At 66.4% G+C, this 12,545-nt stretch carries 9 protein-coding genes; 7 read left to right on the forward strand and 2 right to left on the reverse strand.

Features of this window, described 5'->3' with window-relative positions; genetic code table 11:
• Positions 1-7: 7 nt before the first annotated feature.
• The 6 genes from OA2633_RS10985 (at position 8) to OA2633_RS11010 (ending at position 8,565) form a co-directional block, all read left to right on the forward strand.
• Positions 8-1,756 (forward strand): heparinase II/III family protein, encoded by a 1,749-nt coding sequence (locus OA2633_RS10985; protein ID WP_009802620.1) that lies wholly within the window; start codon positions 8-10, stop codon positions 1,754-1,756.
• 55 nt (positions 1,757-1,811) lie between these two features.
• Entirely contained in the window at positions 1,812-3,758 is a 1,947-nt protein-coding gene (locus OA2633_RS10990; RefSeq protein WP_009802621.1) for a polysaccharide biosynthesis protein, read from the forward strand.
• A gap of 59 nt (positions 3,759-3,817) precedes the next feature.
• Positions 3,818-5,413, forward strand: a complete 1,596-nt coding sequence (gene purH / locus OA2633_RS10995) for a bifunctional phosphoribosylaminoimidazolecarboxamide formyltransferase/IMP cyclohydrolase (RefSeq protein WP_009802622.1) — start codon at positions 3,818-3,820, stop codon at positions 5,411-5,413.
• A gap of 72 nt (positions 5,414-5,485) precedes the next feature.
• Complete coding sequence (locus tag OA2633_RS15495; RefSeq protein ID WP_009802623.1) at positions 5,486-6,352, forward strand: dienelactone hydrolase family protein; 867 nt, start codon at positions 5,486-5,488, stop codon at positions 6,350-6,352.
• Between the two features lie 8 nt (positions 6,353-6,360).
• Positions 6,361-6,933, forward strand: a complete 573-nt coding sequence (locus OA2633_RS11005) for a hypothetical protein (RefSeq protein WP_009802624.1) — start codon at positions 6,361-6,363, stop codon at positions 6,931-6,933.
• A gap of 150 nt (positions 6,934-7,083) precedes the next feature.
• Complete coding sequence (locus OA2633_RS11010; protein WP_009802625.1) at positions 7,084-8,565, forward strand: sodium:alanine symporter family protein; 1,482 nt, start codon at positions 7,084-7,086, stop codon at positions 8,563-8,565.
• 55 nt (positions 8,566-8,620) lie between these two features.
• Here the strand turns inward: OA2633_RS11010 and OA2633_RS11015 are convergent, their stop codons facing one another.
• On the reverse strand, positions 8,621-9,049 hold the full coding sequence (locus OA2633_RS11015; RefSeq protein WP_009802626.1) for a VanZ like protein: 429 nt from the start codon (positions 9,047-9,049) through the stop codon (positions 8,621-8,623).
• Between OA2633_RS11015 and bioB the strand changes: the two genes are divergently transcribed.
• Positions 9,048-10,046, forward strand: coding sequence for a biotin synthase BioB (gene bioB, locus OA2633_RS11020; protein WP_009802627.1), 999 nt, complete (start codon positions 9,048-9,050; stop codon positions 10,044-10,046). The two genes, OA2633_RS11015 and bioB, sit on opposite strands and share 2 nt — an antisense overlap.
• Before the next feature lie 3 nt (positions 10,047-10,049).
• Here the strand turns inward: bioB and OA2633_RS11025 are convergent, their stop codons facing one another.
• On the reverse strand, positions 10,050-12,506 hold the full coding sequence (locus tag OA2633_RS11025; RefSeq protein ID WP_009802628.1) for a PAS domain-containing sensor histidine kinase: 2,457 nt from the start codon (positions 12,504-12,506) through the stop codon (positions 10,050-10,052).
• Positions 12,507-12,545: the final 39 nt, after the last annotated feature.

Genomic DNA, 12,545 nt, shown 5'->3' on the forward strand with positions numbered 1-12,545 from the left:
GGCCTTGATGAAACGCCCGCCCAGGACCCGTGAGATCGCCGCCGCCCTGGCGCTGCGCGGTCGTCGGGAAATGTCAGATCTGCTCAATGCGGCCCCGCCCTATCGCATACTGACCCAGAGCCAGCGTGCGCCCGAAGCGCTGGCCGTGCGGCCCAAAGCGCTGATCAAGGGCGACAAGGCGCGCGGCGCCGCCCTGCTGGGCGGTCGGTTCGCGCTGGCGGGCGAAATGCTGGAAGTGTCCGAGGAGGAGTCGGTCTGGGACCGGACAGCGCCGTCCAAACGCTTTGCCGAAAGCCTGCACCGGTTTGACTGGCTGGCGGACCTTCTGGCGGTGGAGGACCCCGAGGCGCCGACCATGGCGCGCGCCCTGGTCGATGACTGGCTGGCGCGTTTTGGCAAATGGAACTGGTTCAGCTGGGAGCCGCATGTGCTCGAAGGCCGGTTGTGGGCCTGGATGCTGGCAAGCGAAACCGTCTTCGCCTCCGAGGATCCCGAAACGCCGAAGCGGCTGAAATCCGCGGTGCGCCAGGGTCTGCGTCTGGCGCGCTGCCTGTCGCTCATGCCCCAGGACAAGACGCGGCTCTGCGCTGCGATCACCCTGCGTCTGGCCGCGCTGACCCTGGACTTGCCCGCCAAGCTGCAGACCCAGGCCCAGAGCGCGCTTGATCGCGAGCTGACCAGCCAGATCCTGCCTGATGGCGGCCACGCCAGCCGCAATCCGCGCGTCGCGGCGGATGTCCTGATTGCGCTCGTCATTCTCGACCGCGCCGCCGATGCGCGCGGACTCAGCCTGTCCTCCGAGGTCAGTCGTGCGATGGATCGCACGGCGGCCTTCATCCGCTTCTGTCGCATGCCGGGCGGCGGGCTGACCGTCTTTCATGGCGGGGATGAAGGGGATTCCCGCGCCATCGAGACCGCGCTCAAGCATGTGGGCGGTGGTCAGGGGCGTGGCTTCAATGTCGCGCCGCACAGCGGATTCAACCGTGTGGAAGCGGGCGGCGCCGTGCTGATCATGGATTCCGCAGGCCCGCCATCGGGTCCGCATTCGGCGGATGTTCACGCCAGCGCGCTGGCCTTTGAATTTGCTGCTCCCGGCGGGCGTCTGGTGGTCAATTGCGGCTGGTCCGCGGATCAGCCGCGCACCTGGCGCGAGGCGGTTCGGGCGACGGCCGCCCATTCAGTGCTCACTCTTGAGGAAACCTCCTCAACGCGGCTTGTCGCCCAGGGTTGGGCCCGAGCCCTGCTGGGGCCGCGGGTCGCTGCCGGACCCGAGCCGGTGAAGGCGCGACGCAATGAGGAAGATCTCGGCGTCTGGCTGGAAGCCAGCCATGAAGGCTATCGCCGCGAGTTCGGCCTCTCCCTGCGCCGCCGGCTCTTTCTGGCGTCTGATGGCGGAGATCTGCGCGGGGAAGACAGCCTGTATCGCCCCGTCGAGGATGGTGCGCCGGACAATCCCGAACTGCGCTATCGCTTCTCCATCCGCTTCCACCTGCATCCCAGCGTTCGCGCTTCTCTTTCAAGGGATTCCTTGAGCGCACTTCTGGTTGCGGGTAATGGTGATGGCTGGCGCTTCCGGACCGATGGGGGACCGGTGCGCCTCGAGCGTTCCGTCTATCTGGCGGCAGGGGGCAAGCCCGAACGGTCGACACAGCTGGTGGTGTCGGGCGAAGCGGAGCCCTATGGTGGGGGCGAACGTCCGCCAAACCGGGTCCGATGGGCGTTTCAGCGCTTGGGCCGCGTGGGGGCGGCGGGGTAAACATGGCAGGCGGGTCCAGGATCGATTGCGCTGTCGCAGGGGGGAAGGCGGCGATATGAGCGAGAACGCCAAGGAGCAAGCGCAGACGACGCCGCCTCGCGGGGTGGCGCTGACGACCAGTCTCGTCTTGCTGTACGATACGCTGGCGGCGGCCATGGCGATGTTCGCCAGCCTGATGATCCGCTATCACTTTTCCGAATACAGCGTACCGCCCGGACCGCTTGAGTATCTCGCGCCGGCAGTGTTCGCGCCGATCAGCGCCGCCGTCTTCCTGGTGCTCGGCGTTCATCGCGGCCTGTGGCGTCACATGTCCATGCCGGACCTGCTGCCCATCGTGCAGGCGGTGCTGCTGTCGCATCTGATCTTCCTGCCGGTCTTCTTCGCCATGAACCGGCTGGAGGATTTCCCGCGCTCGACCTTCGCCCTGTCTGCTCCGCTTCTGGTCTTCCTTCTCGTGGCGCCGCGCGTGGCGGCGGCCGCCTGGCGCTCCGGCGATCTCAGATCGCTGGTCCAGCGCGGCGATGAAAGCGCGCCCATGGCCATCCTGGTCGGCGCGCGCGAGCATCTGGCCGATGTGCTCAAGGCGCATTTGCGCCGCGCCTCCGGCCCCAGCTTCCGCTTCCGCGCGCTGGTGGAGACCGAGGGCACGGCGGGCGGTCGCGCGCTCTACGGCATTCCCATCGAGGGCGGACCCGACAAGCTGACCCGCGCCGTGCTGCGGGTGAAGCGACAGGCGGGCGACGGCCCGGTGCGCATCGTCCTGGCCGATCCCAATCCGGATGCGGCGCTGGTGAATGAAGTGGCGCGCGTGGCGGGCCGCACCGGCGTGCAGCTGAGCCGGGCGCGCGGCGGCAATGGCGTGCGCGCCTTCACCTCGGTCGAGGCGTCTGACCTTCTGGCCCGCCCGCCCCGCGCCCTGGCGCGCGACGGCGCGCGCCGCCTGATCGCCGGCAAGCGGGTGCTGGTCACCGGCGCGGGCGGCACGATCGGGTCCGAGCTGGTGCGCCAGGCGGCGGCGCTCAAGCCTGAACGCCTGATCCTGCTCGATAGCGCCGAACCCAATCTCTACGAGATCGACATGGTGCTGCAGTCCATGCCGGACGCGCCCAGCTGGCGCTCGGTGCTGGGCGACATCAAGGACCGCAAGGGTCTGGATGTGCTGATGGCCGAAGAGCAGCCCGAAGTCGTCCTCCACGCCGCAGCGCTCAAGCATGTGCCGCTGATGGAGGAGAATGTCTCCGAAACCGTGCGCACCAATCTGATGGGCACGCGCAATGTGGTCGAGGCCGCAGCCGCGGCCGGCGTGGACGCCGTGGTGTCCATCTCCACTGACAAGGCGGTCGATCCCAGCTCGATCATGGGGGGCAGCAAGCGCGCAGTGGAGCTCTATCTCGCCGCAACGGCCAGCAAGGTCGAGCCCATGAAGCTAGCCTCCGTGCGGTTCGGCAATGTGCTGGGCTCCGCCGGTTCGGTTGTGCCGCTGTTCGAGCGCCAGATCGCCCAGGGCGGCCCGGTGACAGTCACTCATGAAGAGACCACGCGCTATTTCATGACCGTGGAGGAAGCCGCCGGCCTGGTGCTGGAAGCGGGTGCCCAGGCGGGCGCTGTGGGCCTTGAGGGCGGGGATATCTTCCTTCTGGACATGGGCGAACCGGTGCTGATCTCGCGCCTGGCGCGGCAGCTGATCCGCCTGCGCGGGCTGGAGCCCGAGCGCGATGTGCCGATCATCTATACCGGCATGCGTCCGGGCGAGAAGCTGCATGAAGCGCTGACCCATGCCTTTGAACGGGTCTCGCCGGCCGGTCCGGCCGGGGTGTTGCGAATCCAGACGCCGGATCTGGATCTGGCCCGGGTGGAGTCCGCGCTGGAGCAGTTGATCGCCGCGGCGCAGCGCCGCGATGACGATCAGGTGCGCAATCGGTTAAAACTGGTCATCGAAGCCGGCTGGCCAGAAGGCGTGACGGCGATCAGTCAGACGCTTCCCGCCGCGCGTGACGCGTGATAAGGGGCCGTCTTCGTTCCTGGCGCAGCTAGTTTGGCGCCGTATGGGAGGACGTTTCCATGGATGATTCCGGCCTTGCCCCGCTCAAGCGGGCGCTGATTTCCGTTTCCGACAAAACCGGTCTCGCCGAACGCGCCGCCAAGCTGGCGGAAGCGGGCGTCGAGCTTCTGTCCACAGGCGGCACGCTGCAGGCCCTGCGCGACGCCGGACTGGAGGCGCGCGACGTTTCGAGCGTCACCGAATACCCCGAAATGATGGATGGCCGGGTCAAGACCCTGCATCCGCGCATCCATGGCGGTCTGCTGGCCCGGCGCGACCGGGAGGATGATCTGGCGGCCATGGCGGAACATGGCATTCCCCAGATCGACCTTCTGGTGGTCAATCTCTATCCGTTCGAGGAAACCGCCCGTTCCGGCGCCGACATCGACGCCTGCATCCAGAAGATCGATGTGGGCGGGCCGGCGATGATCCGCGCCGCCGCCAAGAACCACAATCATGTGGCCGTGTGCACCGACATGCGCGATCTCGACAAGGTGCTGGAATCCATGGCCGCCCATAACGGCGAGACCACGCTGGCCATTCGCCGCCATCTGGCCGCAAAGGCCTTCGCCCGCACCGCCGCCTATGACAGCGCGATCGCCGCGCGCTTCGAGCCGGAAGTCGAGAAACCGGCCCATAGCTGGTTCACCATTGGCGGTCGCCGTCTGAACAAGCTGCGCTATGGCGAGAACCCGCACCAGGATGCGGCGCTCTATGAAGCCGCCGAACAGCGTCCGGGCGTGGTCACGGCGCGCCAAATCCAGGGCAAGGCCCTGTCCTACAACAATATCGCCGATGCGGACGCCGCCTTTGAACTCGTCAGCGAGTTTGATCCCGAGGACCGCGCCGCAGCCGTGATCATCAAGCACGCCAACCCGTGCGGCGCCGCGGCGGCGGATGATCTCGCCACTGCCTATGAGCGCGCCTTCGCCGCGGACCCGATCTCGGCCTTTGGCGGCATCGCGGCGTTCAACCGCACGCTGGACGCCAGCACGGCGGATGCGATCACCAAGATCTTCACCGAGGTTGTTATCGCCCCGGACGCGGACGAGGCTGCGCTCGACATCCTGTCCGCGAAGAAGAATGTGCGGGTGCTGCTCACCGGCGCCCTCGCGGACCCCACCCAGCCGGGCTGGACCACCAAGGCGGTTGCGGGCGGTCTGCTGGTGCAGGAACGCGATACCGGCCATATCCTGCCGTCCGATCTCAAGGTGGTGACCAAGCGCGCCCCGACCGAGGAAGAGCTGGCGGATCTGATGTTCGCCTGGCGCGTGGTCAAGCACGTCAAATCGAACGCCATCGTCTTCGCCAAGGGCGGTACGACGGCGGGCGTCGGCATGGGCCAGACTTCGCGCGTGGAAGCGGTGCGGCTCGCCGCCCGGAAGGCCGAGGACGCCGCCAAGGAAAATGGCTGGGATGCGCCGCGCACGGCGAACTCCGCCTGCGCGTCCGATGCGTTCTTCCCCTTCCCGGACGGACTTCTGGAAGCGGCCAAGGCAGGCGCGCGCTGCGTCATCCAGCCGGGCGGCTCGGTGCGGGATGAAGACGTGATCGCGGCTGCTGACGAGGCGGGCCTGGCGATGGTCTTCACCGGCATGCGCCATTTCCGTCACTAGACTCTTCGTGTTTGACCCTGATCCTGATGGGCTTAGTCATGAGGACAAGGCCATCAGGATTGGGCGCGTGACATGGATTTGCTGATCTGGGTTCTGGCGATGGCGGGCGCTGGCGTTGTCGCATTCGCGCTCTACATCGCCTGGTCGCTCTATCGGCGACTGCGCGGCCAGCACATGGCGCGCAAACCGTTCGCGGAACACGTCGCCTTCCTGGAGCCCTATGTGCGGGTGTCCTATCCGCCGGGCGAGGGCCCGTTTCCGGCGGTGCTGTTGTTTCATGGGTGCGGCGGCGTTCGCCAGGTCACCGAGAATTACGCCGCTCTGGCGGTGAAGTCCGGCGTCGCGGCGGTGATCGTGGACAGCCTGCGGGCCCGCAATATCAGCTATGAAGAGGCGCTGGCCCAGGTCTGCACCGGGCACAGGCTGTGGGGCCGCGAGCGCGCGGCGGATGTGTATGCCGCGCTCGCCCTGATCCGACAGGACGCCCGGATCGACCCGCGCAGGCTGGCGCTGGCCGGCTGGAGCCATGGCGGCTGGACCCTGCTGGACGCGCTGACGCTGGCGCGGATGGCGCTGCCGCCTGACGGACTGTCCGATGCGCCGGCCCAGCCCTTTGAAGGCGTGCGTGGGGCGTTTCTCGTCTATCCCTATGTCAGCGGGCCGTCCCTGGCTGTGCGCCATGACTGGCTCAGGGATATTCCCATTGAAGCCATTCTGGTGGAGCGCGATTCCATGGCCAGCGAAGCGGACGCCTCGGTGGTCTTCAGCCGGGCGCGCCAGGAGGGGGCGCCGGTCAGCTGGTCGGTGCTGGGGGGCGTGACCCATGCCTTTGACGAGCCCGACCACCATCCGGACTCCACCCTGCGATATGATGAACAGGCGAGCCGGGAGACCGAGGGACGGTTTGTGGATTTTCTGGATCGGCGATTACTGCAATGAGGGACGCCATGCGGGGATGGTTTCAGACGGGTCTGGCGGGAGTGATGGCGTTTGCAGTCCTGTCCTGTACGCGTGTTCCGGATGCGTCGGACGCCGTGGTTCTGTGCCGGGTTGAGGCCGACAGGAGCGCGCCGAGCCCAAGTCTGTATGCCGCCTACGGCACGGGCGGACCGACGCAGTGTCTCTCCCTGGCCGACCTGATGCGGCTTGAAAGCGTCACGCTGGAGACGGACTTCCCTCAAGGCGGAGCGCTGTCACGCTGGACCGGACCGCCGGTCTCGGCGGTGCTTGAAGCGTTGAACGTCCCGGCGAACTCGGATTTGCGCCTGACGGCGCTGGATGGATATCAGGTCGTGGCGCCCGCGCGCCAGCTCGCCGAGTCTGATCCCGTATTGGCCTATCAACGGGACGGCGATCTATTGGCGCTGGGCGATCTTGGCCCGCTCATTCTGGTCTGGCCGCGCCACACGGATTCGCGCCTGGGCGAGATGACGGATGATTTGTGGCCCTGGGCCATCTTCACCCTCGAAGTTCTGGCGACAGGCGATGCTGGCGAGGACGTCGCGATGGCGCATGGATAACCGGATCCGTCGGCGCGCCTTATCTTTGATAATCAGAGCCGAAATAGGTTTGAACGAATTAAAGGATGGCGCCTGAGCTCTTTGTACTTTTGAACAAGCCGATTAAAGTCCGCACCAACGATTAAACACAACCAACGCAAGGGGAGCGGCGTGGGCGATCTTTTTTCCGGCCTTGATGGCCTCATCAATAACGTCTCCAACTTCATCTGGGGCGGCACCTGGGGCGAGGCCCAGGTGCTGCCGCTGGGTTTCCTGGCGGTGGTGCTTCTGGGCACCGGCCTTTACTATATGGTTCGACTGGGCGGACGCCCGGTCCTGCGGTTCTTCCCGGCTCTGAAAGAGCTTTGGGCGGGCCGCAAATCCCAGGGCGAGGATGGCGACATCACCCCCTGGCAAGCGCTGTCGACGGCACTGTCGGGCCAGGTGGGCACGGGTAACCTTGCGGGCGTGGCGACCGCCATCTCGCTGGGCGGGCCGGGCGCAATCTTCTGGATGTGGATCACCGCGCTTCTGGGCATGGCCTGCGCGTTCGCAGAATCCAGCCTGGCGGTGAAGTATCGGGAAACCCACCCGGACGGCCGCATCCATGGCGGTCCGATGTTCTACATCAAGAACGGCCTGAACAAGGGCCGTGCGGGCTTTGGCGGCTGGTTCGGCTGGCTCGCCATGCTGTTCTGCATCGGCACCCTGATCTCCGCGGTCGCGACGGGCGGCATGATCCAGGCGAACTCGATCACCGAATCCGTGGTTCAGACCGGCAATGAGCTGAACTTCACCATCCCCACCTGGGGCGTTGGCCTGGCGCTGGCGGCGCTGGTCTTCCTGGTCATTGTCGGCGGCATCAAGTCCATCGGCTCGGTGGCGGGCAAGGTCGTGCCCTTCATGGCGCTGTTCTATGTGGCCGTGGCCTTCGTGGTGATCTGCATCAACATCGTTCACGTGCCCGAGGCTTTCGGCCTGATCTTCAGCCACGCCTTCGGTTGGCATGAAGCGGTGGGCGGCGCAGCCGGCTATGGCGTGATGCAGGCGGTCCGCTACGGCGTGGCGCGCGGCCTGTTCTCCAACGAGGCCGGTCAGGGCTCCGCTCCGATCGCGCACGCGGCGGCCCAGACCAAGAGCCCGGTGGCCCAGGGCGAGATCGCCATGATCGGCGTTTTCATCGACACCATCGTGATCTGCACCATGACGGCGCTGGTCATCCTGGTGGCCGAAGGCTCCTATCCGGCGGAGGGCGGCGGCGTCGTCTCCTACGCCTGGCAGTCCACACTGAACTCGTCCGCCATCACCACGGCGGCCTTTGCGAGCGCCATTCCGGGCGGTCAGTTCGTGATCACCGTGGCGCTGGCGCTGTTCGCCTTCACCACGATCATCGGCTGGTCCTACTATGCCCAGCAGGCCGCGAGCTATCTGTTCGGCGACTGGGTGACCAACATCATCCGCTATGTCTGGGTCGTGATCGTGTTCGTGGGCTGTCTGGTGGTCGACACCGTGACCCTGTGGCGCTTTGGCGATATCGCGAACGCCTCGATGGCCTTCCCGAACCTGCTGGCGATCCTTCTGCTCTCGGGCGTTGTCGCCACCATGGCGCGCGAAGCCGACGAGAAGGTCAAGCACGGCGAAACGATCATCTAACGATCCTTTCGCATCCTGACGGCAAAACCCCCGGCGCGCGGCGTCGGGGGTTTTCTTATGGGCGCAGGCGGACCCGCAAGCGGCGGACCCCGTCGATCAGGGCGACGCCCAGTCCCAAGCCGATCAGGTCCGCAATGACATCCGCCAACGATGCGGTCCGGCCCCACCCGCTCAGACCCTGGGCCAGTTCGATGGCCACGCCGAAACCGGTCAGGCCAAGCGCGAGGATCCAGAGGCGGACGGACGGCCATCCGGCGCGCGCTAGCACGGTCAGAACCAGGAAGGCGGCGATATGCTTGAGTTTGTCGACGCCGAACAGAACAGGCTCCTCGATGGGCGCCGGCAGCAATGCGACGCCGAACACGCACAGCGCGGCGACCAGCAGCACCAGCCGCGCCTGCACCGGGCTGACTTGCAAGGCTTGCGGCCCGGCGGCGGGCTTTCTACCGTCTCGCTGATTTTCCAAAGGCTCAGAGGCGCTCATGTCCACACTTCTCACCGATCTCGACCGTCTGGCCGAACCCCGTCACGACTGGACCCGTGATGAGGTCGCCGCCCTCCATGATGCGCCGTTCAATGATCTGATCTTCGCCGCGCAAAGCCTGCACCGCCGGGTGCATCGCCCCAATACGGTGCAGAAATCGCGCCTGCTGTCGATCAAGACCGGCGGCTGTGCGGAAGACTGCGGTTATTGCAATCAGTCCGCCCATTTCGACACGGGTCTTAAGGCGTCCAAGTTGATGGATCCCGAAGAGGTCGAGAAAAAGGCGATTGAAGCGAAAAATTCAGGCGCGACGCGGTTCTGCATGGGTGCGGCCTGGCGCGAGCTCAAGGAGCGCGACGAGCCGAAGATCCATGACATGATCCGTCGGGTGAAAGGGTTGGGGCTCGAGACCTGCATGACGCTGGGCATGCTGGGCGAGGGTCAGGCCGAGCGCCTGGCCGAGGCGGGGCTCGATTACTACAACCACAATCTCGACACCTCGCCGGAATACTACAAGCAGATCATCACCACCCGCACCTGGGATGACCGGATCGACACGCTCGCCAAGGTGCGTGCGGCGGGCATGAAGACCTGCTGCGGCGGCATTATCGGCATGGGGGAAAGCAAGGAGGACCGGATCGGGCTTCTGACCGAGCTGGCGACCCTGCCTGTGCATCCCGAAAGCGTGCCGGTGAACCATCTCGTGGACGTGGCGGGCACGCCGCTGTCAGGGTCGGAGAGCCTGGACGGGCTCGACTTCGTGCGCGCCATCGCCACCGCGCGCCTGATCATGCCCAAGAGCGTGGTGCGTCTCTCCGCAGGGCGGGAGACCATGTCTCGGGAGCTGCAGGCGCTGTGCTTCCTGGCGGGCGCCGGATCGATCTTTGTGGGCGATGAGCTTCTGACCACGCCGAACCCCGATCAGGATACCGATACGGTCCTGTTCCGCGATCTGGGGCTGGAAGGCGATGAGGCGGGACGTCAGGCCAACGCCTGACGTCTATTCCGCGCTCAGGGAGTGGCTGCCGGGCAGATCGAGCTCCGGCGCCGCTTCCGAGCTGGTCAGACGGGGCAGGTGACAGGTCACGCGCGTGCCTTCGCCCGGCTCGCTTTCAAGCTCCACCCAGCCGCCATGCAGGCGGATGATGTCGTTGACGAGGGCCAGGCCCAGGCCCGCGCCGCCGCCATCGCCGCGCTCGAAGCGCTCGAAGATCTTCGCCTGACGGTCGGGCGCAATGCCGACGCCGTCATCAGCCACCCAGAGCGACACGTCATCGCCCGCGACCTCAGCGCCGACTTCCACCGCGCCGCCCGGATTGACGTGATCCATGGCGTTGGTGAGCAGGTTGTAGATGACCTGCTTGAGGCGCTTGCCGTCGGCGCGGATCAGCGGGCCGTCCTCGTCGGCGTTCAGCGTCAGCTTGATGCCCGAATGCTCGGCGCGCGAGGCGATCAGCTCCATGGATTCCTCGGCCAGGGCGTGCACATTCACGTCCCCGAGCTCCATTTCCAGCTGGCCGGCGTCAATGGCGGCAATGTCCAGAATGTCGTCGATCAGCTTGCCCAGCTGCGCCGAGGCGGTCTGGATCGCGCCCATATGCTCTTTCTGACGGTCTGACAGATCGCCGGCGAACCCGCCCGCCAGCAGATCGGCATAGCCATGGATCGTCGTCAGCGGGGTGCGCAGCTGATAGCTCACATGCTCGACGAATTCGGTCTTGATCCGTTCGGACGCTTCCAGCGCTTCGGCGCGGTCGCGCAGGGCGGATTCAATGCGGCGGCTGTCGGTGATGTCATCCCAGGCGATCAGCGTCGCGCCATCGGGCAGCGGACGGGTCAGCCAGGTCAGCACGGAATGATCCGCGCGGCGGATCTCGCCGGTCATGGCCTTGCGCGATTCCGGGCTGGGGTCGGTGATGCGCGCCTTGAGCTGTCCCCAGGCTTCGGCATTGTCATAGAGCGGGGTGCAGGAGGCGACCATGTCGTCAAAATGCACGCCGTCCAGCCGCTCCGGGTCGAGCTTCCACAGCGTTTCGAAGGCCGCGTTGCGCAGCTTCAGACGCCCGTCCGATCCGAACACGGCGACAGCTTCGTGCAGCTTGTCCAGCGTCGCGCGTTGCACCTTGAGCTGGGTGTTGTAGCGCGCCTGCAAGGAGAGCTGGTCGGTCATGTCCTCGAAGATCAGCAGGAGCCCGCCCATCGGGTGACGCTGGCGCGCCACACGCAGGGTGCGGCCGTCGGGCAGCGCCCACAGCTCGTCCGGTTCGGCGTCCTGGTTCGGCGCGGTTTCGTAGCGCGACAGCTCGGCCTGGCGCCAGGCGCTGTAATCGGCCTGCTCGGGCAGGCGGCGCTTCTCGCGCAGGCGATCAAGCAACACGCCATGAGCCGGGCGATCATTGAGGAAGGCTTCTTCCACATTGAACATCTGGCTGAAGGCGCGGTTGTAGAACACGAGCTTCTTGGCGCGGTCAAAGATCGCCACCGCCTCGGTCATGTGGTTGAGCGTCAGGTCATGGGCTTCGCGGAAACGGTTGAGCGCCGCCTTGGCTTCCTCGCCATCGGTCACGTCCACGGCAAAGCCGGTCACCCCGCCCTGTACGGGATAGCTCGTCACCGACATTACCCGGCGCTGGCCCGCCAGCACCACGCCGCGGGCGCCGGTGCGCGGATCGCCGGAGTTGAGCACGTCGCGCGCCTGCTCGCCCAGGGTCGGCTCCAGAAGGAGCTGACGGTCAATCACCTCGGCGACGTCCGACGCTTCCACCGCCTTCACATAGGCGTTGTTCACCCAGTTCAGACGGCCCTTCTGGTCCATGCGCCAGGCGGGAACCGGGTTGCGGCCCATCATATCCATGAAGCCGATGGGATCATCATGACTGATCTCGTCATCGGACGCGCCCTCGGTCTGGCGCAGGGCGGTGTCGGTCAGCCAGATCACGAGCTGACGCCCGGCGGGGCGGCCATCCGCCTGGATCTTGCGGCCCGAACGTCCCGTCAGGGTCAGCGAGAAGGGTTGGCCCTCCGCCATCAGCGCGCGGGCGCGATCGCGGAAGCTCACCGTTTCGCCAGAGGCGTTGCGGGCGCTGAACTCGGAAATGCTGTCGAGAATGTCGGTGGCGATCTGCCCGTTCGCGCCGGCCGACTGGCTCAGCTCGGCGAATTGCAGCAGCGAAGCGAGCGCGGCGGGCGAGCCATAGAGCTTGGGCGCGGACCAGTGCTCCGCCTCGGACTGGGGTGGAACATCCCAGACCACGACCACGCCGGGATGGGCGGCGAACAGGCTGGTATTGCGTTCGGCGCGGTCTTCAGCAGCCAGAAGGCGGTCGCGCCAGAGCTTGCGGGCCTTGCGGGCGCCCGCGGTCAATCGATAGGCCCAGACAGACGAGGCGAGGGCGAAGGCGACCGAGCCGCCTGTGACGATGAGTGTGGCCAGTTGTACCGGTTCGGCTGCGGTCATGACGCGCCTTTTCCCCAATTGCCTGGTGCGCCATCCCGC

The organism is Oceanicaulis sp. HTCC2633 (assembly GCF_000152745.1).
Taxonomy (GTDB): Bacteria; Pseudomonadota; Alphaproteobacteria; order Caulobacterales; family Maricaulaceae; genus Oceanicaulis.